A 21569-nucleotide genomic window follows, 5' to 3' on the forward strand; every position below is an offset into this window, starting at 1 on the left:
GCATTCCGAAGCTGACTTGTTCGCTCGACGCGTGTGGAACTTTCCGCCACACCGTTTCTGGAACCCTTCCCGACGGCTCAGCCCGTCCCCAGCCCTGAACGTCCGTGAACACCTCGACGTCCCTCCTGAAGAACAGGCAACTGCTATGCCCAACCCCACTCGTACCCTGCGTATCGCCATGAACGGTGTCACCGGCCGCATGGGTTACCGTCAGCACCTCCTGCGTTCGATCCTCCCCATTCGCGAGGAAGGCGGCGTCCTTCTCGCCGACGGCTCACGCGTCCAGGTCGAGCCGATCCTCGTCGGTCGCAACGAAGCCAAGCTGCAGGAACTCGCCGCACTGCACGGCATCACGGAATACAGCACCGACGCCGCATCCGTCATCGACGATCAGAGCATCGACATCTACTTCGACGCCCAGGTGACCTCGCGACGGGCCGAAGCACTGGCGTCGGCGATGAAGGCGGGCAAGCACATCTTCACCGAGAAGCCGACCGCAGAGACCCTCACCGAAGCGATCGAACTGGCCCGCATCGCCGAGAACGCCTCCGTCACCGCAGGAGTCGTGCACGACAAGCTCTACCTGCCAGGGTTGGTGAAGCTCAAGAGACTGGTCGACGAGGGATTCTTCGGTCGAATTCTCTCGCTGCGAGGCGAATTCGGCTACTGGGTCTTCGAAGGCGACGGTCAGCCGGCGCAGCGTCCCAGCTGGAACTACCGCTCCGAGGACGGCGGCGGCATCATCATCGACATGTTCTGCCACTGGAACTACGTTCTCGAAGGCATCCTCGGCAAGGTCGAGACCGTCACCGCCAAAGCGTCGACCCACATCCCGACACGCTGGGACGAGCAGGGGCGCGAATACACAGCGACCGCCGACGATTCCGCCTACGGCATCTTCGAGCTCGAGAACGGCGTCGTCGCCCAGATCAATTCGTCGTGGGCGGTGCGGGTGTTCCGCGACGAACTCGTCGAATTCCAGGTCGACGGCACGCACGGCTCCGCAGTCGCCGGGCTGCGCACATGCGTCGCCCAGCACCGATCCCACACACCGAAGCCCGTGTGGAACCCGGATCTCCCGGTGACGGAACCGTTCCGCGAGCAGTGGCTCGACGTACCCGCGAACGCGGAGCTCGACAACGGCTTCAAGCTGCAGTGGGAAGAATTCCTCCGTGACGTGATCGCCGAGCGACCACACCGGTACGGATTGCTCTCCGCCGCTCGGGGAGTGCAACTGGCCGAGCTCGGTCTCCGCAGCTCCGCCGAAGGCCGCCGACTCGACGTTCCGGAGATCACGCTGTGACCGCGGTCGATCAGCGTGTGGCGATAGCATTGCCGGGCAGAGGCATTCACACGCTGGGAGAGCCAGGGGAGTGGACACGGCCGACGAGCCCGATCACCTCGCGCATCGTCTACGCCGCCGCGCACGTCGTCCCGCGTGCGACCGGAGACAACACGCCCGGCGCACTCGCGGACATCGACTGGGACGCAACGCTTGCCTACCGTCGCGAACTCTGGTCCTACGGACTCGGCGTCGCCGACGCCATGGACACAGCCCAGCGCGGGATGGGGTTGGACTGGGCCGCGACCGCGGAGCTGATCAGGCGTTCGGGTGCGGAAGCGGCACGGGTCGGGGGACTGCTGGCCTGTGGTGCCGGAACGGACCAACTGGACCTCGACGCCGTGCCGACGGGTCCAGCCGGGCTCGAGATGGTCCTGGGCGCCTACCGTGAGCAGATCGCCGTCGTCACCGAAGCAGGTGCCAACGTCATCGTCATGGCCTCGCGCGCTCTCGCCAAGGTCGCGGCGTCACCGGACGACTACCGCTACGTCTACTCGACGTTGCTTCGCGAAGTCGATCGGCCCGTCATCCTGCACTGGCTGGGCACCATGTTCGACCCGGCACTCGCCGGTTACTGGGGAAGCGTCGACATCGACGAGGCCACCTCGGTGTTCCGCGGACTCGTCGACGAGCACGCGGACAAGGTCGACGGCGTCAAGGTCTCCCTGCTCGACGCACAGCACGAGATCGCCTTGCGCCGAGCACTACCGTCGGGCGTGCGGTTGTACACCGGAGACGACTTCAACTACCCGGAGTTGATCATCGGCGACGAGCACGGCCACTCCGACGCTTTGCTCGGCATCTTCGCCGGCATCTACCCCGCGGCGTCGACGGCCCTGCAGGAACTCGACCGCGGCAATACCGTACGTGCAGAGGAGATCCTGCGCTCGACGCAAGAGCTGGGACGCCATATCTTCTCCGCGCCCACCTATTACTACAAGACCGGTATCGCCTTCCTGTCCTGGCTGCGCGGAAAACAACCGGGGTTCTCGATGGTCGGGGGCTTGGCGTCGGGCCGAAGCGTCGAACATCTGACGCAGTTGTTCGTCCTGGCCGACAGAGCAGGTCTGCTCGACGATCCCGCGTTGGCCGTGCACCGAATGGAGCTGTTCCTGGAACTGAACGGAGTCACGTCGTGACGCTTGCCTGCTACGACCTCGACAACCCCTACGCTGCATTGTCGTTGAACACCAAGACGGTCAACAGGTGGACCTTGAAGGAAGCAGTCGACGGCGCCGCCCGCGCCGGGCTCGGCGCCGTCGGCCCATGGCGAGACCGCGTACACGAAGTCGGTGTGGCGCAGGCTGCAAAGCTGGTGTCCGACGCAGGCCTGCGCGTATCGAGCCTGTGCCGAGGCGGATTTCTGACCGCCCTCGACGACGACGGGCTCGACGACAACCGCCGTGCACTCGACGAGGCTGCAGAACTCGGAGCGCCGGAACTGGTCATGGTGATGGGAGGAATCCCGGACAAGGACCTGATCGGCGCCCGCGCCCGCGTCGAAGATCGCTTGGCCCAGTTGGTTCCCTACGCCCGCGAGCGGGGAGTACGAATCGCACTCGAACCGCTGCATCCGATGTACGTTGCCGACCGCGCCGTCATCTCCACTCTGGGACAGGCACTGTCCATGGCCGAACCCCACCCGGCCGAGACCGTCGGCGTCGTCGTCGACACCTTCCACATCTGGTGGGATCCAAACCTGGAAGAGCTGATCCGCACCGCGGGACGACGCGGCCGCATCAGCTCCTACCAGGTGTGCGACTGGCTGGTTCCGATGGAAGCGGACCCACTGCTCTCCCGCGGAATGATGGGGGACGGCGTCATCGACTTCACGACCATCGGCACCTGGGTACGCGAGGCAGGCTATCGCGGCGACGTCGAAGTCGAGATCTTCAACACCGCAGTCTGGGACACCGACTGCGACCTGGTCGTCGACACGATGAAACAGCGCTACCGCGACCTGGTGCTACCGGCTCTCGTGGGATGAGCGTGGACGGGGATCGCCGCAACCTGGCCTACAGTTGTCGGCGATACCCGGTCACATCCCTAGTAGGAGCTGTTTCGTTTGAGTTGGATCCGCATGAACGACGTCGCCAAGGGATACGACGGCAAGGTGATGCTTCGCGAGGTGTTCTTCAAGCTCGCCGACGGCGACAGGATCGGCCTGATCGGACGCAACGGCACCGGCAAGACGACCCTGCTGCAGCTGCTGTTGGGGCGTGAGCAGCCGGATTCCGGAATCGTCGACGTCACCGACGGTGCCCGCATCGGGTACTTCTCCCAGTTCTCGGAACTCGACGGTGAGCGCAGCATCCAAGCCGAGCTGGAGTCGCTCTTCACGGCAGTGCATGCGATCGAATCCGAGCTCGCCGAGGTCGAGGCATCGTTGGGTGGCGATCTGGACGAGAAGCAGATGTACAAGCTGGTCGATCGCCAGGCCGAGTTGCTCGAGGCGATGGACAGCAGCGGTGGCTGGACCTACCACCAACAGATCGACACCGTGCTGTCCATGCTCGGGTTCAACGCCGACCGTCGGGATCTTCCCGTCGGCAAGTTGTCCGGCGGCTGGAGAAACCGCGCCGCGCTCGCGAAGATTCTGCTCGAAGCGCCGGACGTACTGTTGCTCGACGAGCCCACCAACTTCCTCGACGTCGCAGGCATCGCGTGGCTCGAACGCTGGCTGCGAGACTTCCGCGGAGCCCTGCTGGTGGTGTCGCACGACCGGCACTTCCTCGAGCAGGTGGTCACCAGCATCGTCGAGATCGAGAACCATCACCTGCAGACGTACGACGGTTCGTACTCGGAATACGTTGTGCAGAAGCAGTTCCGGCTGAAGAACCTCGAACGAGAATTCAGTAGCGAACAGCAGTTGCTGGCGTACGAACAGGAAGCCATCTCCGATAGAAAAGAAGCACTGAAGAACCCGAGCGGCGTCCTCAAGCGCAGGCTCGCGAACATCAAGAAGGCCAAGAATCCTCGACCCGTCGACACCGTGGTCACCGCCATCTACGGGGGCCTGCACGTCCACGACAACCTGGCGGAAATAGCCGGGATCTCCAAACGCCATGGTGATCAGGATCTTTTCTCCGACGTGTCCTTCGAGATTCACCGAGGAGACCGGATCGCGATCACCGGCCCCAACGGATGCGGAAAGACAACTCTCGTCGACATCCTCACCGGCGCACAGCAACCCGACGCCGGCAAGGTCAAGTGGAAGACCAAAGCGCCGTCGTTCATCTACTACAACAAGGTACTCGCGGACCTGGACCCCGACGACACCGTCACGCACGCAGTGAACGCCATGCCCGGCAGCCTGGCATTCACCGCCACGAAGAAGGAAGTAAATCGCTTCCTGACCTTGCTCCAATTCTCGGAACTCGATCTCAAGACGCGCATCGGCGTCCTGTCCGGCGGGCAGAAAGCACGTGTCGCTTTGGCACAGTGCCTGTTGTTCGGAGCAGGCGTCATCGTCCTCGACGAGCCCACCAACCACCTGGACCTGGCCAGTACACAAGTGCTCGAACGCGCCCTCATCGCCTTCCCCGGCGCCGTGATCCTCGTCAGCCACGACCGGTTCTTCGTCGAAAAAGTGGCCGTGCGGCAACTGTCCTTCGACGGCCAGGGCGGCGTCGCCGAAACTGCCGGGGTGCAGATGCCGCTGTGACGTGGGACGGCAGCCAATATTTCGGACATATGGAACACTCGGCAGGGTGAAACGCGCCCCCTTCGTGATTCCTGCCCTTGCTGCAGTCACCGCGCTTGCGGCGGCATGCGGATCCTCCGATCCGACACCGGCCGCAGCGCCTGACGCCACGTCCTCGTCTCAGGCGCCGGCGTCGTCGGCATCGACACCTTCTCCGTCGAACGCCGATATCTACACCCTGCCGGGAACGGATGTGTTTCCCGAAGGCATCGCCGCCGACGACGAGACGTTCTACGTGACGTCGACGGGTGACGGAACGGTGTTCCGGGGAACGCTGGGCACCCCTGAGCTGCAGGTGTTCCTGCCCGGCGGTGCAGACGGGCGAACCGCCGCGGCGGGCCTCGACGTCTCCGACGGCGACGACGACGACAACAACGACAACGACGTCGACGACGTGAACCGGCTCGTCATCGCAGGGGGACCCACCGGCAAGGTCTGGGTCTACGACAGTGTGTCCGGTGCCCTCGTCGGCACGTTCACCAACGGCCTCGGCGAGGACGCGACATTCCTGAACGACGTCGCGATCGCCGACAACGGCGACGTGTTCGTCACCGATTCGCGCAGCCCCGCGCTGTTCCGCATTCCGGCAGTGCAGGTGCGCGACGGAGCTCAGGACGGTCCGCTCGAAACCTTCGTCGACTTCGACGGCACCCCGTTCCAGTACGGCGAGGGTTTCAACGCCAACGGCATTGTGGAGGTCGACGACGGCGCGCTGGTCGTCGCGCAGTCGTCCACCGGAAACCTGTACCGAGTCGACGGACGGTCGAAGGAAGTCACCCAGGTCGATCTCGGCGGTCGGACTCTCGTGAACGCCGACGGACTCGAGCTCGACGACGACACGCTCTACGTCGTCCGCAATCGCGACGGACTCATCTCACGGGTGGATCTGTCCGACGACGGTAGGTCCGGCCGAGTCGTCGGAGAGATCACCGACGGATCCTTCGCCTACCCGACGACCGTCGCTGCCACGGACGATCGCCTGCTCGTGGTGAACAGTCAGTTCGACAAGCGGGGAGGAGATCCGGTGGAGCCCTTCACCGTCAGCTCCATTCGAGAATAGGCGCTCAGTCCTTGTAGTAGACCACCTGATGGCTTGTCGCCAGTAGCTTCTCGTCGCTGCTCCACAGTTCGGCCGACTGATCGAAGTACCCCTTGTGGAACCGTCGGGCTGCGGCGTTCGCGAGAACGAACGAATCCGACTGCACAGCAAGATCGTCGGCCGTCGCGAAGTAGTGGATGGTGAGCGAGATGGTGCCGGCGGGCACGTACTTGCCGCGGCGCTGGAAGACTCGTGGGTAGAACACGTCGCACATGGACGTCAGTGACTCGAAATCCAATGCGCGTGCCGGGGTGTCCCTCACCCACAGGGCGATGGCGGAGTCCGCGGCTTCGTTCTCGCTCAACGGTCCTGCGGCGAAGCGCATTTCGTAGTTTCGCGCCCACGCGATGAACTCCGGGAAACCGCCGGACTCGAGCTCCGACGGCGCAGGCACGGCCGGGGGAGTCGCTTCGTCGTCGTCCCATGTGTCGCGTCGAGTGCCGAAGACGGCGGTTGCCGTCGTCGCAACGACGCCGTCCTGGGTCAATTCCAGGTACCAGTGCTGGTTCGATCGATTGGTGCGCACCGCGCGCGTCGAGATCTCGAATTCGCCCTCGGCGATGGGGCCGGCGAAGTTGATCGTGAGCGAGATCGGGTCGCCGAGACGATCCGGATGCAGACGGACAGCGCGCACGAAGGCTGCTGCCGTCACGCCACCGAACGGGCCGACCATGTTGTTGTATGGCGCCGAGGTGCGGCCCAGGAACACCCCGGGACTGATGCTCTCGAGCGCAATCGCCTCGTCGAACTGATGATCGTCGGACATCGTTCCCCTGCTCTGATCGGCGGTTCTATGCTGCGCGTCATAGTACCGGACTCGAGTAGTTTCACCGATCCGCCCACTGTTCCCTCGCGCATACAGTCGTTCGACATCGAACGAAAGGACCGGTCATGCCGAAGGTCACGAAATGGGCGCTCCCGCTGCTGGTGGCTCTCTGCCTCTCCGGTTGTGCGTTCGAGCCGCTGTCCAGGTTCTTCGGAGCGGACGCGGACAAGTACTTCGACGATCCGCGGGTCATCGCTCTGCTGGACGCCGCGCAGAAGGGGAACCTGGACGAGGTGCGTTCCCTCGTCGAGGACGGCGTAGACATCGAGTCGCCGAGCAACGACCACGACCCCAAACGCGCAGCGATCACACCTTTGCTGTGGGCGGTCGAGTTCGGTTCGGCGTCGACGGTGACCACTCTCCTGGAGGCCGGAGCCGACGCCCGCGCCCAGACCGTCGGTGGCTACAACGCCCTCAACTATGCAGTGCTGCGAGACGACATCGAATCCGTGGAGGCGCTGCTGAACTGGGACGCAACCCTCGTCGACTCACCGGACCGCTTCGGCGGCAACGCCGTTCACGGCATCGCGCTGTACGGCCGCGAGGACATGCTCGACGTGCTGATCGACGCGGGGGCGTCACTCGACACCCGTCAGACAGTGAGTCGCCAGACTCCGTTGTTCTCGGCGGCGGCCGTGAACAACGTCGACATGTGCCTGCGGCTCGTAAGAGCCGGAGCCGACGCCGGTCTTCGTAACGACACCGGTGAGACGTTCCTGCCCTCGCTGTTCCGGACGAACGACACAGTGATGAATCGCGACTTCCTGTCCTCGCGCGAGAAGCTGGTCGACGAGATGCGCGCCCGAGGATTTCCGGTCGAGACCGGCCGATGATTTCGCCGCTCGGGGCGAGTCTCACCATGTAACCGACCAGAGAGGTACGACGTCATGGCAACTCTGCTGTATTCGGCGACGATGTCGCTCGACGGATTCATCGCAGGTAGAGGCGGGGACATGTCCTGGCTGAGCGAGTACGTGGGGGAGCCGAACGAGGCTGCGGATCGATTGCTGTCCCGAATCGGGGCCATTCTGTGTGGAGCCGTCACCTTCTTCGGCGACGACCCCAATCGAGGCACGGATGCCGAGGGTGCGTTCGGTGGCCAGTACGACGGCCCCACCGTGCTGCTGACGCATCGACCTCCGGTGAATCCCATTCCCGGGGTCTCGGTCGCCACCGACCTGCACGCAGCCGTCGAACGCGCTGCCGCTGCGGCGGGGGAGCAGTATGTCAACGTGCTGGGTGCCGATGTCGCCCGGCAGTGCATCGACGAAGGGCTGCTCGACGAGATCCTGGTCTTCACGGCGCCGGTTCTCCTCGGCGACGGTGTGCGTCTCTTCGACCGCCCCGGTGGTGAACGGGTGACCCTCGAACGCATCCCCGGTGAAGTCGAGAACTGGTACCGCGTGCTTCGCTGATGCGGCCTGCGCGGTTCTGTGACTTCCACGTCGGTGACGAGCCTGAAGTCGGATTCTTCGGGCACAGTGGATCGGGTGACGATCGATATACCGCGCCTCGTGCGACCCGCCTCGGCCGGTGCCGTCGCCATCATCCTCGGTTCCATCCTCGTGCTCGTGCTGGACATTCACACCGCGGCGAGCAATGCCAGCCACCTGCGTCGAACCATCAGTGAGTACGGCCTCGGCGCCCAGCAGTGGGTCTTCACCGCAGGAGTGCTGCTTCTTGCGCTGGGATCCGCTGCGACGCTGGTGGCTGCGGTTCGCACCGGGTTGGTCAGGCCACGATCGACAGCGGCGGTCGCCCTGACGCTGTGGACCGTCGGCCTCGTCGCCGTTGTCGCCGTCCCCAAACAGGATTGGAGCAACGACGCCACACTCGGGCTCGGCGGTGCCATCCACCGGGCCGGTGCGGCAATGGCGTTCGTGAGCGTGCCGATTGCCGTGATCGCCTTCGCTCTGCCGTGGTTACGCGACGGGCGGTGGGGTGTTCGAGCGCGGTCGACGCTCGGCCTGGCATTCCTGTCGGTGGCCACGTTGCTCCCCATCCTGTACGCGCTCGTCGTCGGCGCGACCACGACGACTCCCTGGTACCGGGTCGTCACGCTGGGTTACGTCGAGCGCGCCCTGGTGGTCGCCGAGGTGCTGGCGCTCATCTCGCTGGCCCTCTGGGTTCGGGCGGCGTCGGCGAACAGGGTGCGCGAGCGTTAAGTTCCGGCCTGCCTCGTCCGGTACGCCGCGACGGCGGTGCGGTTACCGCACGCTGTGCTGCAGAACTTGCGCGATCGATTACGCGAGAGGTCGAGCACGATGCCCTCGCAGTCGGCTGCACAGATGGTCAGACGAGAGAATTCGTCGGCGCGGATGACGTCGATCATCGCCATCGCGGTCTCGACGGCGATGCGTCGCGCAAGGGGACTGTCGTCGCTGACCGCGTGCAGGTGCCAGTCGGTCTCGCCGTGGCGGACCAGTCGGGGCAAGGCGCAGGCGTCGGCCAGGATCGTGTTGACGAGCTCCACCGCAGTGTCACGGTCGCTCGTCAGCAAGGTCCGCAACGACGGACGTAGGGCGCGGACGGCATCGAGCTCGGCTGCGTCGCCGTCGAAACGTCCCGTGTAGTGGTGTCGGGCGAAGAACTCCTTCAGCTGGTCCCGGGTCACGAGTGTGTCGGGATCCTCGCCCGAGTTGGCCAAGGCTACGGCGGACACCAGCGCACCTGCGGTGTCATCGGTGAAGACCATGTTGACACCTTACCAATCGGTTCCTACTGTAATGAGCCATGACGGCGTTGACCAATGACGGAACTCCTTTGGGTGGGATGGCAGCCACTCCATCCAGGCTGGCCTCGGGCCTGGGATTGGCGGTTGTCTCATCGGCTGCGTTCGGGCTGTCCGGGCCGCTGGCGAAGAGCCTGCTCGACGCCGGGTGGACGGCTGGGTCCGCCGTCACGGCCAGGATCATGATCGCTGCCGCCGTCCTTCTGGTTCCCGGCATGTTCGCGCTACGGGGACGGTGGGCACTGCTGTCGAAGAATCTGCGCACCATCCTCGCCTACGGCGTGTTCGCCGTCGCCGGTTGCCAGTTGGCATTCTTCAACGCGGTGAACTACATGCCGGTCGGGGTGGCGCTGCTCATCGAATTCACCTCTCCGGTGGCAGTCATCGGGTGGATGTGGTTGCGGCGAGGGCAGCGCCCGACGCTGGTGACGGTCGGTGGCGCTGCCGTCGCCGCCGTCGGCCTGTTCCTGGTGCTCGATCTCGTGTCCGGTGCTCCGTTGGACCCCCTCGGGGTCCTGTGGGCGCTGGCAGCAATGGCGGGCGCGGCCGTGTACTGGATCATGTCCGCCGACGAGGGAAACGGGCTGCCCCCGTTGACGCTGGCCGCTGCCGGATTGCTGTGCGGCGGAACGATTCTGCTCGTCGCAGGCGCGCTCGGAGTGGTTCCCTTCGCGGCGAACACCGACGATGTCGTCCTCGCCGGCGCGACCATGCCCTGGTGGGGGTCTGTCCTCGGGCTGGGAATCGTGACGGCAGCGCTGGCCTACGTGTGCGGAATCGCCGCCATTCGCAGGCTGGGGTCGAGACTCGCGTCGTTCGTCGGACTCACGGAAGTGGTGTCGGCTCTGCTCTTCGCCTGGCTGCTTCTCGGTGAAACGCCACGGCTCGTTCAGATCTCGGGCGGCGTTCTCATCCTGATCGGAGTCATCGTGGTCAAGCTGGGTGAGCCGCGTATCCCGTGAATGCCGCACATATCCGAACACGCCCCCGCCGGCGGTCAGGCTCCTAGGATTGTCGTCGAACCCCGAAGTGGCCGGCACCGAGCGCGAGGAGACATCATGACGACCCGCCTGAATCCGTATCTCAACTTTCGCGGCGACGCCCGTGAGGCGCTGCAGTTCTACCACTCCGTGTTCGGAGGCGAGCTCACTCTCAACACGTTCGCAGACTTCGGTGCGAGCGACGACCCGGCCGAGAAAGACCAGATCATGCACGGCCAACTCGTCTCGCCCAGCGGTCTGACTCTGATGGGTGCGGACACGCCGTCGAGCATGAACCTGAACGTCGGCGACAACATCTCCGTCTCGCTCAGTGGCGAAGACGAGGCCGAACTGACCGGATACTGGAACACACTGGCCGACGGGGCACAGAACACGATGGGTCTGAACAAGGCCCCGTGGGGTGACACCTTCGGCATGCTCACCGACAGATTCGGCATCAACTGGCTGGTCAACATCGCAGGTTCGTGACGGAAAGTAGGCTGCCGACATGGCCGAGAACATGCACCATCGACTGAACTACATCGAACTGACAGTGACAGACCTGGCCGCAGCCCAGGCCTTCTATGCCGGCGCATTCGGCTGGGGGTTCAACAATTACGGGCCCGAGTACGCCGGAATCCAAGGCGCCGACGGGGACGAGGTCGGTGGTCTCGCGCTCTCCACCGAACCACGCCCGACCGGTGGCCCGTTCGTTCTGCTCTACTCCGACGACCTGGAAGCGTCACTGGACGCAGTGACCGCAGCCGGCGGTGAAGTGGTCAACGGGCCGTACGAATTCCCCGGAGGTCGACGCTTTCACTTCACCGACCCGAGCGGAAACGAACTGGGAATCTGGGCGGCGCAGTAGTTTCCGGCCACTACCCAGCAAGCACGGCGTCGATCTGCCCCATGGCGAGGCTCATGCCTTCCTCCATGCCCATCTCGATGAGCGTGTTCATCTGCTCGGCACTGACGAAGGTCGCGACCGTCGTCATGCGGGTACGTCCGTCGACGTCCTCGAGCGTGACGGCGGTCTTCGTGACGCCCAAGTTGTCGATGGGGTTCCAGTCGTCGTCGGCGAAACCGTCGTCGAACGACAGGCTCGACGGAGCGTCCAGTGACGTGATGCGCCACCAACCGCGGGCCTTCTCGCCGTCGGGACCGGTCATGTAATAGAGCGCCTTGCCACCTTCGACGAACTCGAGGGTGTCGAAGGTCGCGGGCCAGGTCGGTGGGCCCCACCAGCGTTCGAGCTGACGAGGGTCGGCCCAGATCTGCCACACCCGGTCGACTGTCGCGTCGAACTCGGCGACGATCGTGAAGTTCAGTCGGTCGGGGTTCTGTGTTGTGCTGATGACGCTCATGAGGGTTCTCCCTGGTCTTCGGCGAGGATATCGGCGATCCGGTCGACGCGTCGGCGCCAGATCGTTTCGTACTCGGCCAGCAGTGCTCGTGCTCTTTCGATGCCTACCAAATGAATTCGCACGATCTGCTCCCGTCCGCGCTTCTCTTTGCTCACGACCGAAGCGCGTTCCAAAATCGCAACGTGCTTCTGCACGGCCGCGAAACTCATGGAGTAGTGAGCGGCGAGCGAGGACACCGAATGCTCGTTCCGTAGAAGCCTGGACACGATGTCGCGCCGAGTGGTATCCGCGAACGCCTGGAAGAGGCGGTCGAGATCGGCATCGCTCACTTCATCTACAACCATTTGGTTGTACGTTAGGCGGTCGGGCGGCATCGGTCAAGGGTCGAGGACTTCCTGTCAGGCCTCGGCCAGTTCGGCGAGCTGCCGGGTGACGGTTCCCCACCCGTCGTGAAAACCGAGCTCGACGTGCTGCGCAGCCGTGGCTGCATCCTTGTGCATGACCGTCGCGAGATACTCGGTCCCGTCCGGGTGGTCGGCGAACGTGATGACGGCAGTGATGAACGGGTCGGTAGCCGGTCGCCAGCCTGCAGTGAGTGCATTCGTGAACACCGACCGTTCCCCGTCGACGACGTCGAGGAAGCATCCCGCGATGTGCGGCCCGAACGTCTCTCCTGTCTCACTGATCTCGGTGACGAACGATCCACCCGGTCGCAGGTCGAGGTCGACGACACGTGCCGTAGCGGGCTTCGGGACCCACCACTGTTCCAGCTGGGAGGGTGTCGTCCAGGCTTTCCACACTCGTGTGCGTGGTGCGCGAATGATCCGAGAGACGGTCAGATCGAGGTCGGATTGCGTGTGTGTCATGACGGCTCCTGTGTTTCGGTGACGAACTGTTCGAGACGGTCGGTGTGCGCTTCCCAGGTGGAACGCTGCTTCTCGAGCCACATTTCGACCGCGGAGAATGGATCCGCGACGAGCGTGCAGATACGTGTTCGCCCGGTCTTGTGGGTCAGAATGCACCCGCTGTCCTCCAGCAGGCGAATGTGTTTCAGGAAGGACGGTAGGGCCATGGAGAACGGCTCGGCCAACTCTCCGACGCTTGCCGGCCCTCGTCCGAGGCGTGCGAGAACGGCCCGTCGGGTGGGATCGGACAGTGCGTGGAAGACGAGATCGAGCGTCGGCGAAAACTGAGCCATAAGGCAAACTATCAACGTCTAATGGTTAGCGCAAGGGCTAACCATTAGCGGATGTCGATGCGGAGTTCGATACTGGACAGCATGCTTCCGGTTCTCGACCTCACACACGCGGACTCCGACCCGGTGCGCTTTCGCGCCGATCTGCTCGCCGCCGCCCACGAATCCGGGTTCTTCTACCTGACCGGCCACGGGGTGTCCGGATCCCGAATCGCAGAGGTGTTGCGCCTGGCACGGGAGTTCTTCGCCCTGGACGACGGCGCCAAGGACGAGATCTCGCAACTGAAAAGTCCGCAGTTCCGTGGATACTCGCGTCTCGGTGGAGAGCTCACCAACGGACGAACCGACTGGCGCGAACAGATCGACATCGGCCCCGAACGTGCCCTCGTCGACGGGGCAGAGGGCTACTGGCACTTGCAGGGTCCGAACCTCTGGCCGTCGGCGCTGCCGAAACTGCGTCCCGCGTTCGAAGCATGGGAACAGGAACTGTCCGACGTAGGCCTGCGGCTGCTACGACAATGGGCAACGGCCCTCGGTGCCGAACCCGGCGTGTTCGACGACGCGTTCGCACACAACCCGGCAACCCTGATCAAGGTGGTGCGGTACCCCGGAAGCTCCGAGAATCCGCAGGGAGTGGGTGCGCACAAGGATTCGGGAGTGTTGACGTTGCTGCTCGTCGAGCCGGACTCCCGAGGCCTACAGGTGGAGCTCTCGCCGGACAAGTGGATCGATGTTCCGCCCGTCCAGGACGCGTTCATCGTCAACATCGGAGAGCTCCTCGAAGTGGCAACGCAGGGATATCTGCGTGCCACCCGCCACCGCGTCGTCGCGCCCAGCGAGGGCACCGACCGAGTATCCATTCCGTTCTTCCTCAATCCAGCCCTCGACGCCGTGATTCCCATTGTCGAACTCCCGGACGAACTCGCCGCTCGAAGCCGGGGCGTCGAGGACGATCCCACCAACCCCATCTTCGCGACCTACGGCGAGAACGCATGGAAGTCGCGAACACGAGCCCACCCGGATGTCGCCGAGATCCACCACGGCATCACGGCGACCGGTCCGGGCTCGGCGTACTGAGGGTCAGTCCTCGATCTTCTCTCGCCCTCCGGTGATATCGGCGCGGTCGGCAGCAACCCGACCATGTTGCCAGCCACTGTGATTGGAAAAGCTGGTCTTCCTCGACTTCAGCTTCGGGAACATCTCGTCGAACAGCGCCGTGACGGCTCGGTCGCGTTCGGCGAAGACCGGGACCAGGGCGGTGCCGTAGTGTTCGCCGGCCTCGGTGCGAGCTCGGAGGAATGCCTCGGTGATGCGCTCCTCGACTCGCTGGGCATAGGCGAACAGGAACGACCGGCGAAAACCTCTGCCGCGCTTGCTCGGATCCACACCCACCGCGTCCAGTTCCATCGACGACTGCACCAACAACGACGTGTAGAGCAACTCGCACAAGTCGATATCGACGGGCATGCCTACCGCGGCGACGAGCTGAAAACTCCGGTAGTGAACGGTTCTGACGCCGTTGGGACGAGCGACGGAGGAGAACAACCGCATCTTCGCATCGACGTAAGGGTTGTCGACGGTGAATCTTCTGACGGCGACACGGGTGTCGATGGGGTCGGACGACCGCGCGTCGACCATCGCGGTATCGATCGCGTAGCGCGTCATCAGTTCCTGCGCCTTGGCGGAGAACGATTCTCGTTCTCCCGAGAACGACGACGATTCCGCCTTGGCCAACAATCCGCGGATCTTGTTGAGCACTTTCTCGTCCGACCTGACGCGATCGGATGGCGACTTCTCACCCCAACGAGACGGCGGTGGCCCGGTCATTTCCATGATGGGCAACCTGCGGACGGTGGCATTCAGGTGCAGGAAAGTGGTCCAGAATTCGTGCGGCGTGACTCGGCGGTTGGTGCGGAGGCCGGCGAGCTCCGCACCCGGATCGACACCGAGCGTGCGCAATTGCCCGATCCACTCCTGGGGAGCACGCGAGAACGCATGACTGCGCCGTGCGTGCTCGCCGAGAAGAACCACCAGCATCGGTGCGGCTGCCTTGTCCGCGCCCTGGCCGATGACGTGCACGAGTTCTGCAGGCATCCACCCACGCTCGAACGCCGTCTCCAGCAGCGACGCGGAGAACACCGAGCTCTCGATGCACAACCGGGCCGCCGAAAGCCGATTCTCGATGTCCATGAGCCGACCGACGAAGGCGTGCAGTGCCGTCTCGTCCGTCAGCAGACTCGACGCCAGATCGATTCCGGCGGTCATCAGAGTGTGAATGTCGATATCGATGTTGCTGTGCCCGAGCCACCACTGCGGGGCGCGAGTCAGATCCGAAGTGCCCATGAATGTTCCCCTCGTCGAAAGAGTCGTCGACGCCAGTGAGGGGCTGGCAACGCTGTCGACGAAAGTTCTATCAGGGCACTACGACATCGAATCCACTCACGTGCGACGGAGTCGCCACTGTCGGCGGGGTGGGGTTGCGACGCCGAGATCGGGGAGCAGTCCGTTGTTGAAGTCCTCGACCAGGTTCAGAACGGTCCCTTGCGCGCAGGACTTGTTGGTTCCGATGAATCCCGACGGTCCGCGCTTGATCCAGCCGGTCACGTAGGTTCCGGGAACGACCTCACCATCGGGGGAGTCGAGCACACGGCCGTCGTCGTTGGGGATGATTCCGCGACGGTCGTCGAAGGGCACACCGGGAAGCGCGACGCCTCGGTAGCCGATCGAGGTGAGCACGAGTCCGGCGTCGACGGTTTCCTTCTCGCCCGTCGCTACGCTGCGCACGCCTCCGTTTTCGTCCGTCTCGAGCGTCATCCGATCGAATTCGACTCCGGTGACCGAGGTTTCGCCGAGGATGCGGGTAGGGGAGAGCAGGTAGCGCAGCACGATGCGCCTGTTGTCGCCGCCGGGGGTGTCCTCGACGCGACGCAGCAACTGCAGCTTCTGCGCGACGGCGTGGGGAAGGTCGTCGGCGTCGGCCAGCGCGGCCGTGGTGGCATCGAGTTGGATCTCGTCGTGGTGCAGCGAGATGTCGATGCCCGGGGTCGAGAGGAGGCCGGCGAACTCGGGAACGGTGAACGCCGACTGAGCGACACCGCGTCGGCCCACGACGAGCACTTCCTCGATCTTGGACTCGCGCAGGGTCTTGACCACGTGATCCGGCACGTTGGTGCCCACGAGTCGCTCGGGATCGATGGTGAGAATGCGCGCGACGTCGAGAGCGACGTTGCCGTTGCCGACGATGACGGCGCGCTTGTGCGACAGGTCGTACCGGCGGTGCGAGTGGTCCGGGTGCCCGTTGTACCAGGCGACGAAGTCGGTCGCGGACGTCCGTCCCGGGAGGTTCGCGCCGTCGATCGTCAACTCGCGGTCGCGTGAGGCGCCCACGGCGTAGATCACCGCGTGGTGAGTCTCGAGCAGCTGGTCGTGGGTGATGTCCTTGCCGATCTCGGTATCGAGGTGGAACTCGAAACCGGACTGCGCGGCAATCTGGTCGAACAGACGCGACACCTGACGGGTCTTCTCGTGATCGGGTGCCACGCCGAGGCGAGCGAGACCGTGGGGCTGGGGGAGTCTGTCGTACACGTCGACCTTCACGCCGGGCTGCGTCAGCAACTCGTCTGCCGCGTACATGGCCGACGGGCCGGAGCCGACGATCGCCACACGGAGCGGCTCGCGTTCCTTGGTGACTGCTGGTGCAGGCGATACCGGGGCGAGGATCGGACGCGGCGGCCGTTCCTGCTTGTAGAAGTCGGAGTTGATCGTGAGGAACGGAAGCTGACTCTCGGTGAGCTTCGACTTGGGAACGATCGCGTCGACGGGGCACGCCGACACGCACGCCCCGCAGTCGACGCACGACGCCGGGTCGATGTGCAGCATCTCTGCCGTCAGGAAATCAGGCTCGTCGGGTGTCGGGTGAATGCAGTTGACGGGGCATGCGTAGACGCACGATGCGTCGCTGCAACACGATTGGGTGACAACGTGGGGCATGAGAATTCCTGACGGCAGGCGCTGCTGTGGAGAGAACTGGCGCTGTGAAGGACGGGGAGAATCAGGCGGCGAACTGGCTGGAGCTACGGTCCGGCTCGCTGCGGAAACGCGAGGCCTTGCCGTCGATTCCGCACAGCTTCCACATGAGCTTGGCCGGGCGGCTCATCATCTTGGTGTCCTTGGCGAGCATGCGCACGTCACCGAAGTAGTCCTGCAGCGTGTGCTGGGCTTCCTCGCTCTCCCAGAACAGGTCCTTCTTGACCGACGCCGGGATGTCGAACTTCTTCCAGAACCGCTTCGGGGGAATGACGATCGCGTCGCACAGCACCCGCATGACGATCGGGAAAGCGAGCGACAGGAAGAAGCGACCCACCTTGGACATCTTGGGTACGCGACGACGCAGCAGCTGGTGCGCGAAGGAGATGTGGCGTGCTTCCTCGGCAACGTGAATGGCCATGACGCCCTGCATGATCGGGTGGATTTCCTCGCCCGACCGCAGCACGCTCTTCTGGATGTGGTCGATCGGCTCCTCGCCTGCGAGGACGCCGACGAAGAACAGTTCGGGGGCGATCGACGCGAACAACGGGATGATCGGCGACAGCATCTTCATCGGCCGACTCATGCCGGGTGCGTCGTTGTCGACCCGGTTGACCATTTCCTGGAACATCAGCGTGTGGTTGCACTCTTCGATCGACTCGTGAGTGCAGTACCGCGCCTCGGCCGAACCGTTGGGCAGGGAGAAGACGTACTGCATCATCCCGCGAATGAGGATGTTCTCGAACTGCAGTCCGACCTTGGCCACGTTGGCTTGGCGCCACATGCCGATCGCGATCTTCTTGTCCTCCGGCAGAGCCTGGTACCAAGCGTGCCCACCGATCGGATCGGTCTTGGTCGGGAGAATCCACCGGCGATCGTTCTCGGTCACCGCGAACTCGGGGGACTCCCAGTCGATGTCCACGTACGGGTCGAAATGCTTGTGCACCGAGCCCTCGGACAGAAGGCGCAGAGTCTCGTTGTACTTCTCGGTCTCTGCGTCCGGGTCGATCGAGATCGTGCCGTCTTCTGACGTCAGTGTCATCGCTTCCTCCTACATGGTGCGAACGTGTTTTTAATGTAACTCGTAGTATCAGCAAAATCCAGTTTACTAGCGAGTAACTTTCAAGAACGGGTTCGACCTGCAGTTATTCGGTCGACGGCCACGCCCATATCCACCGAATCTGTGTGTGACAGGGTGCTCGAACTTGTCGCAGTGGCGATTTTGTGGAGGATCAGGCCGTCCAGGTAGTGGCACAGCGCGCGGGCGCACGACGCCGTGTCCTCGGTCGAGATGTGGATCAGAACGCTCTCTGCCCACTCGACGATCCGGGCGCGGATCGCGCCGAGCCTTGTCGCCAACTCGGGATCCGCGGCCGCTGCGGCGAAGAGTGCGAATCGCGCGGTCGTATGCGTTCGCCGCGGGCCGATCGCGTCGTCCACGAATGCGACCAGCGCTGCCGTCAGTTCCCCGCGAGACCGAGGTCGGGGTGTGGCGGACGCGTTCTCCCACGCCTCCCGGTCGAGTTCTTCGAGGTGTTCGAGCACGCCTGCGATCAAGGCGGACCGAGTGCGGAAGTAGTTCGAGGTGGTCCCCGCCGGCACGCCTGCGCGAGCGTCGACCTTGCGATGCGTGAGGCCGTGGAGCCCGTGTTCGCCTACCTGTACGAGAGCTGCTGCGGCGGTGTGTCGACGCTGGGTGGTCATGGCTCACTATAAAAGTAGTGCCATGGCACTACGATCGTAGTAGTGTCCGGAAGATGAAGTCAGCGGTGATCGTCGGGGGTGGAATTGCAGGACTCGCCGCCGCGCCGATTCTGGTCGGTGCGGGGTGGGATGTCCGTGTGCTCGAGAAGTCGGACGAGGTGTCCGCGGGTGGTACGGCTCTGGGGATGTGGCCGGAAGCGCTGCGGGCCCTGGATGCAGTCGGGGTCGGCGACGCTGTTCGATCCGCGTCGGTCGAAGTGACCGGCGCGCGATTTCTACGCCCTGACGGTTCGTGCATCGCTCGTCTGGGCGCGAAGCATTCAGCTCGTCTCGTTCCTCGACCGGATCTGCTGGAGGCGTTGGCTGCGGCGAGTCCGACAGGTGTCGTGGAGTTCGGCCGCCGGGTCGAGGCGTTGTCCGACGTGTCCGAGTGCGACGTGATCATCGCCGCCGACGGGATCAACAGCGCCATCCGGTCGGAAGTCTTCGGGCCCGAGGGGGCGCCGATTCCGTTGGGCGCTGTCGCGTGGCGGGGGACCGTCGACGGCCCATGTGTGTCCATGACGGAGACGTGGGGCCGAGGCAAGCTGTTCGGAACGACGCCCCACGACAGCCGTCGCACGAATTGGTTCGCGTCTGTGAGGCGAACGGAGCTGGGCGAGGGTGAGTCGATGGCGGAGCATTTCGCGTCGTGGCACGGCGGTGTGTCCGGCGTGGTTGCGCGAATCGATCAGCAGCGCAGCGATTTCCGTGAGCTCGCGATGATCCCGTCGATGAAGTCGTGGGTGCGTGGGAATGTCGCGCTCGTCGGTGACGCCGCGCACGCAATGGCGCCCAATCTGGGCCGTGGTGCGTGTGAGTCCCTGCTGGATGCGGTCGCTCTGGCCTCTTCCCTCGTCGAGGAGGAGACGGTCGCCGGCGCTCTGCGTAGGTACGACGCTGCTCGACGCCGCCGGGCGTACCGGATCTCGCGCGCGTCGTCGTTGGCTGGTTCGTGCGCAACTGCTCGTCGGTGGACGAGAGCGCGGGACCTGCTGGCGGGTGGTCTCGCGAGGATCGGGTGAGCTGTTGCAGTTTAGCTCAAATATGCGCTAATCTAAGCGCACAAACGAGCTAAGGAGATTCGGCAGTGACATCGAAGACCGGTCGAAGCGATCGCGCAGCCGGAGTGCTACTCGGTACGGCAACGGGGGATGCCCTCGGTGCCGGCTACGAGTTCACCCATCCAGCACCGGGCACAGTCGTCGACATGATCGGCGGCGGCCCGTTCGACTGGGCACCAGGTGAGTGGACCGACGACACATCCATGGCTGTTGCAGTGGCCCTCGCAGCCCGCGATGCGAAACCAGGAGAGGGCGCCGGACTCGATGCCGTGGCCGCCAATTTCGTCGCCTGGTACGACACCGATCCGGCCGACATCGGACATCAGACGCGGTCGGTACTCGGGTACCGAAGCGAATCCGCCGCGGACATGACACGTCGAGCGGGAACTCTCACCGGCCGCACGGGAGGAAACGGTTCGCTGATGCGCACGGCCCCCGTCGCGCTCGCGTACCTGAACGACACCACCGACGACCTGATGAACGCAGCCCGATCGATCAGTGAACTCACGCATTCCGATCCGCGGGCAGGCGAGGCGTGCCAGCTCTGGACGTTCGCGATCGCACACGCCGTCCGGCACGGAGACTTCGACGGCGTGCGCGGATGGCTGGACGTCGCCGGACACGCGGCCGACTTCTGGGCGCCACTGCTCGACGAGGCCGAGAACGGGAGCCCGACGGACTTCCCAAACAACGGGTGGGTCGTCCACGCGCTGCAGACGGCATGGTGGGCAGTAACGAAAGCCGAGCAGGTAGGACCGAAACACCTGGTGAGAACGCTCGAGCTCTGTGTTCTCGCGGGCGGTGACACCGACACCACTGCGGCGATCGCCGGAGGACTCGTCGGAGCCCGTTGGGGTGCATCGGCTGTTCCGGAGAAGTGGCAGATGATGCTGCACGGGTACCCGAACCTGACCGGCGGGGATCTCCTCACGCTTGCCGCCGAACTAACAGGAGGGGTCTGACATGGCCATCATCGACGTCGTTCGCGGCGACATCACCACGCTACGGGTCGACGCGATCGTCAACGCGGCCAATGCGACGCTTCTGGGAGGAGGGGGTGTCGACGGCGCGATCCACCGAGCAGGAGGGCCCGACATCCTCGCAGCGTGCAAGGAGCTGCGCCGCACGAGCCTGCCCGACGGCTTGGCCGCGGGCGCTTCCGTCGCGACCACCGGAGGCCGATTGCCGGCTCGGTGGGTGATTCACACTGTCGGACCACGGTATTCGGCACACGAGGATCGATCGGCAATCCTGCGATCGGCATACGTGCGCAGTTTGGCCGTCGCAGATTCGCTCGGCGCGTCGACGGTGGCGTTTCCGCTCGTGTCGGGCGGGTCGTACGGATGGCCGGTGGACGATGCAGTAGCGCAGCAGGTCGCCGCCGTCACGGGCGCTCGAACGTCCGTGGACGTGGTGACGCTCGTCGCCTTCAGCGACAGCATTGCGCGAACGACGACGCGTCTGCTGGGCTGATTCAGCGGACAGGCCGCATCCTG

Annotated in this window: 25 protein-coding genes; 15 read left to right on the forward strand and 10 right to left on the reverse strand. The window is 64.5% G+C overall.

Annotated features, from left to right (window positions below; translation table 11 throughout):
* Positions 1-145: 145 nt before the first annotated feature.
* From CH289_RS18350 to CH289_RS18370, 5 genes are all read left to right on the forward strand, one after another.
* Entirely contained in the window at positions 146-1303 is a 1158-nt protein-coding gene (locus CH289_RS18350) for a Gfo/Idh/MocA family protein (RefSeq protein WP_019666716.1), read from the forward strand.
* Positions 1300-2481: a dihydrodipicolinate synthase family protein gene (locus tag CH289_RS18355; RefSeq protein WP_094728341.1), complete on the forward strand. Its 1182-nt coding sequence runs from the start codon at positions 1300-1302 to the stop codon at positions 2479-2481. The genes CH289_RS18350 and CH289_RS18355 overlap by 4 nt, the downstream gene beginning before the upstream one ends.
* On the forward strand, positions 2478-3329 hold the full coding sequence (locus CH289_RS18360) for a sugar phosphate isomerase/epimerase family protein (protein ID WP_019666714.1): 852 nt from the start codon (positions 2478-2480) through the stop codon (positions 3327-3329). The genes CH289_RS18355 and CH289_RS18360 overlap by 4 nt, the downstream gene beginning before the upstream one ends.
* Positions 3330-3422: 93 nt before the next feature.
* A complete protein-coding gene (locus CH289_RS18365; protein ID WP_094728342.1) occupies positions 3423-5006 on the forward strand; it encodes an ABC-F family ATP-binding cassette domain-containing protein in 1584 nt (527 codons plus the stop codon).
* A 46-nt stretch (positions 5007-5052) separates the two neighbouring features.
* Entirely contained in the window at positions 5053-6105 is a 1053-nt protein-coding gene (locus CH289_RS18370) for an SMP-30/gluconolactonase/LRE family protein (protein WP_094728343.1), read from the forward strand.
* A gap of 4 nt (positions 6106-6109) precedes the next feature.
* Here the strand turns inward: CH289_RS18370 and CH289_RS18375 are convergent, their stop codons facing one another.
* Complete coding sequence (locus tag CH289_RS18375; protein WP_033187830.1) at positions 6110-6910, reverse strand: acyl-CoA thioesterase; 801 nt, start codon at positions 6908-6910, stop codon at positions 6110-6112.
* Between the two features lie 125 nt (positions 6911-7035).
* Between CH289_RS18375 and CH289_RS18380 the strand changes: the two genes are divergently transcribed.
* The 3 genes from CH289_RS18380 (at position 7036) to CH289_RS18390 (ending at position 9135) form a co-directional block, all read left to right on the forward strand.
* A complete protein-coding gene (locus CH289_RS18380; protein ID WP_094728344.1) occupies positions 7036-7803 on the forward strand; it encodes an ankyrin repeat domain-containing protein in 768 nt (255 codons plus the stop codon).
* A gap of 54 nt (positions 7804-7857) precedes the next feature.
* Positions 7858-8385, forward strand: a complete 528-nt coding sequence (locus CH289_RS18385) for a dihydrofolate reductase family protein (protein WP_020112998.1) — start codon at positions 7858-7860, stop codon at positions 8383-8385.
* A gap of 75 nt (positions 8386-8460) precedes the next feature.
* Complete coding sequence (locus tag CH289_RS18390; RefSeq protein WP_244164940.1) at positions 8461-9135, forward strand: DUF998 domain-containing protein; 675 nt, start codon at positions 8461-8463, stop codon at positions 9133-9135.
* Here the strand turns inward: CH289_RS18390 and CH289_RS18395 are convergent.
* The gene (locus CH289_RS18395) at positions 9132-9665 is read right to left on the reverse strand and encodes a CGNR zinc finger domain-containing protein (protein WP_037182299.1); all 534 of its coding nucleotides are present in this window, start codon (positions 9663-9665) and stop codon (positions 9132-9134) included. The genes CH289_RS18390 and CH289_RS18395 overlap by 4 nt on opposite strands.
* A gap of 38 nt (positions 9666-9703) precedes the next feature.
* Here CH289_RS18395 and CH289_RS18400 point away from each other — a divergent pair, with 38 nt between their 5' ends.
* The 3 genes from CH289_RS18400 to CH289_RS18410 all read left to right on the forward strand — a co-directional run bounded on the left by CH289_RS18400 (position 9704) and on the right by CH289_RS18410 (position 11549).
* Entirely contained in the window at positions 9704-10663 is a 960-nt protein-coding gene (locus CH289_RS18400; RefSeq protein ID WP_094728345.1) for an EamA family transporter, read from the forward strand.
* Positions 10664-10759: 96 nt separating this feature from the next.
* On the forward strand, positions 10760-11170 hold the full coding sequence (locus CH289_RS18405) for a VOC family protein (RefSeq protein ID WP_019666705.1): 411 nt from the start codon (positions 10760-10762) through the stop codon (positions 11168-11170).
* Between the two features lie 19 nt (positions 11171-11189).
* Positions 11190-11549: a VOC family protein gene (locus CH289_RS18410; RefSeq protein WP_094728346.1), complete on the forward strand. Its 360-nt coding sequence runs from the start codon at positions 11190-11192 to the stop codon at positions 11547-11549.
* Positions 11550-11559: 10 nt separating this feature from the next.
* Here the strand turns inward: CH289_RS18410 and CH289_RS18415 are convergent, their stop codons facing one another.
* The 4 genes from CH289_RS18415 to CH289_RS18430 are packed head-to-tail and all read right to left on the reverse strand — an operon-like array spanning position 11560 to position 13243.
* Positions 11560-12045, reverse strand: coding sequence for an SRPBCC family protein (locus CH289_RS18415; RefSeq protein WP_037138867.1), 486 nt, complete (start codon positions 12043-12045; stop codon positions 11560-11562).
* On the reverse strand, positions 12042-12419 hold the full coding sequence (locus tag CH289_RS18420) for an ArsR/SmtB family transcription factor (protein ID WP_230595472.1): 378 nt from the start codon (positions 12417-12419) through the stop codon (positions 12042-12044). Before CH289_RS18420 ends, CH289_RS18415 begins: the two co-directional genes overlap by 4 nt.
* 24 nt (positions 12420-12443) lie before the next feature.
* Complete coding sequence (locus CH289_RS18425) at positions 12444-12911, reverse strand: SRPBCC family protein (protein WP_094728347.1); 468 nt, start codon at positions 12909-12911, stop codon at positions 12444-12446.
* A complete protein-coding gene (locus tag CH289_RS18430) occupies positions 12908-13243 on the reverse strand; it encodes an ArsR/SmtB family transcription factor (protein ID WP_019666700.1) in 336 nt (111 codons plus the stop codon). Before CH289_RS18430 ends, CH289_RS18425 begins: the two co-directional genes overlap by 4 nt.
* A gap of 81 nt (positions 13244-13324) precedes the next feature.
* Between CH289_RS18430 and CH289_RS18435 the strand changes: the two genes are divergently transcribed.
* Positions 13325-14317: an isopenicillin N synthase family dioxygenase gene (locus CH289_RS18435; RefSeq protein WP_020113003.1), complete on the forward strand. Its 993-nt coding sequence runs from the start codon at positions 13325-13327 to the stop codon at positions 14315-14317.
* Between the two features lie 3 nt (positions 14318-14320).
* On the opposite strand, the gene CH289_RS18440 is transcribed toward CH289_RS18435, so the two are convergent.
* The 4 genes from CH289_RS18440 to CH289_RS18455 all read right to left on the reverse strand — a co-directional run bounded on the left by CH289_RS18440 (position 14321) and on the right by CH289_RS18455 (position 18970).
* Complete coding sequence (locus CH289_RS18440) at positions 14321-15583, reverse strand: DUF2786 domain-containing protein (RefSeq protein WP_033187826.1); 1263 nt, start codon at positions 15581-15583, stop codon at positions 14321-14323.
* Between the two features lie 96 nt (positions 15584-15679).
* Positions 15680-17230 carry an FAD-dependent oxidoreductase gene (locus tag CH289_RS18445; protein WP_176460152.1) on the reverse strand — a complete coding sequence of 517 codons (1551 nt, stop codon included), beginning with the start codon at positions 17228-17230 and terminating at the stop codon, positions 15680-15682.
* A 61-nt stretch (positions 17231-17291) separates the two neighbouring features.
* Positions 17292-18308, reverse strand: coding sequence for an AurF N-oxygenase family protein (locus CH289_RS18450; RefSeq protein ID WP_020113006.1), 1017 nt, complete (start codon positions 18306-18308; stop codon positions 17292-17294).
* A gap of 80 nt (positions 18309-18388) precedes the next feature.
* Entirely contained in the window at positions 18389-18970 is a 582-nt protein-coding gene (locus tag CH289_RS18455; protein WP_094728348.1) for a TetR/AcrR family transcriptional regulator, read from the reverse strand.
* Between the two features lie 53 nt (positions 18971-19023).
* On the opposite strand from CH289_RS18455, the gene CH289_RS18460 reads away from it, so the two are divergent.
* From CH289_RS18460 to CH289_RS18470, 3 genes are all read left to right on the forward strand, one after another.
* Complete coding sequence (locus CH289_RS18460) at positions 19024-20034, forward strand: FAD-dependent monooxygenase (protein WP_019666694.1); 1011 nt, start codon at positions 19024-19026, stop codon at positions 20032-20034.
* A gap of 65 nt (positions 20035-20099) precedes the next feature.
* Entirely contained in the window at positions 20100-21035 is a 936-nt protein-coding gene (locus CH289_RS18465; RefSeq protein WP_019666693.1) for an ADP-ribosylglycohydrolase family protein, read from the forward strand.
* 1 nt (position 21036) lies between these two features.
* The gene (locus CH289_RS18470; RefSeq protein WP_094728349.1) at positions 21037-21546 is read left to right on the forward strand and encodes an O-acetyl-ADP-ribose deacetylase; all 510 of its coding nucleotides are present in this window, start codon (positions 21037-21039) and stop codon (positions 21544-21546) included.
* Positions 21547-21569: the final 23 nt, after the last annotated feature.

It is taken from the genome of Rhodococcus sp. RS1C4 (genome assembly GCF_002258225.1).
GTDB classification, from domain to species: Bacteria; Actinomycetota; Actinomycetes; order Mycobacteriales; family Mycobacteriaceae; genus Rhodococcoides; species Rhodococcoides fascians_E.

Coding starts and splice junctions, on each gene's coding strand:
- CH289_RS18410 (WP_094728346.1), top strand. CDS start 11,190: ATGGCCGAGAACATGCACCATCGACTGAACTACATCGAACTGACAGTG.
- CH289_RS18440 (WP_033187826.1), bottom strand. CDS start 15,583: ATGGGCACTTCGGATCTGACTCGCGCCCCGCAGTGGTGGCTCGGGCAC.
- CH289_RS18425 (WP_094728347.1), bottom strand. CDS start 12,911: ATGACACACACGCAATCCGACCTCGATCTGACCGTCTCTCGGATCATT.
- CH289_RS18380 (WP_094728344.1), top strand. CDS start 7,036: ATGCCGAAGGTCACGAAATGGGCGCTCCCGCTGCTGGTGGCTCTCTGC.
- CH289_RS18395 (WP_037182299.1), bottom strand. CDS start 9,665: ATGGTCTTCACCGATGACACCGCAGGTGCGCTGGTGTCCGCCGTAGCC.
- CH289_RS18415 (WP_037138867.1), bottom strand. CDS start 12,045: ATGAGCGTCATCAGCACAACACAGAACCCCGACCGACTGAACTTCACG.
- CH289_RS18400 (WP_094728345.1), top strand. CDS start 9,704: ATGACGGCGTTGACCAATGACGGAACTCCTTTGGGTGGGATGGCAGCC.
- CH289_RS18450 (WP_020113006.1), bottom strand. CDS start 18,308: ATGACACTGACGTCAGAAGACGGCACGATCTCGATCGACCCGGACGCA.
- CH289_RS18385 (WP_020112998.1), top strand. CDS start 7,858: ATGGCAACTCTGCTGTATTCGGCGACGATGTCGCTCGACGGATTCATC.
- CH289_RS18455 (WP_094728348.1), bottom strand. CDS start 18,970: ATGACCACCCAGCGTCGACACACCGCCGCAGCAGCTCTCGTACAGGTA.
- CH289_RS18350 (WP_019666716.1), top strand. CDS start 146: ATGCCCAACCCCACTCGTACCCTGCGTATCGCCATGAACGGTGTCACC.
- CH289_RS18405 (WP_019666705.1), top strand. CDS start 10,760: ATGACGACCCGCCTGAATCCGTATCTCAACTTTCGCGGCGACGCCCGT.
- CH289_RS18430 (WP_019666700.1), bottom strand. CDS start 13,243: ATGGCTCAGTTTTCGCCGACGCTCGATCTCGTCTTCCACGCACTGTCC.
- CH289_RS18445 (WP_176460152.1), bottom strand. CDS start 17,230: ATGCCCCACGTTGTCACCCAATCGTGTTGCAGCGACGCATCGTGCGTC.
- CH289_RS18420 (WP_230595472.1), bottom strand. CDS start 12,419: ATGCCGCCCGACCGCCTAACGTACAACCAAATGGTTGTAGATGAAGTG.
- CH289_RS18470 (WP_094728349.1), top strand. CDS start 21,037: ATGGCCATCATCGACGTCGTTCGCGGCGACATCACCACGCTACGGGTC.
- CH289_RS18375 (WP_033187830.1), bottom strand. CDS start 6,910: ATGTCCGACGATCATCAGTTCGACGAGGCGATTGCGCTCGAGAGCATC.
- CH289_RS18435 (WP_020113003.1), top strand. CDS start 13,325: ATGCTTCCGGTTCTCGACCTCACACACGCGGACTCCGACCCGGTGCGC.
- CH289_RS18365 (WP_094728342.1), top strand. CDS start 3,423: ATGAACGACGTCGCCAAGGGATACGACGGCAAGGTGATGCTTCGCGAG.
- CH289_RS18460 (WP_019666694.1), top strand. CDS start 19,024: ATGAAGTCAGCGGTGATCGTCGGGGGTGGAATTGCAGGACTCGCCGCC.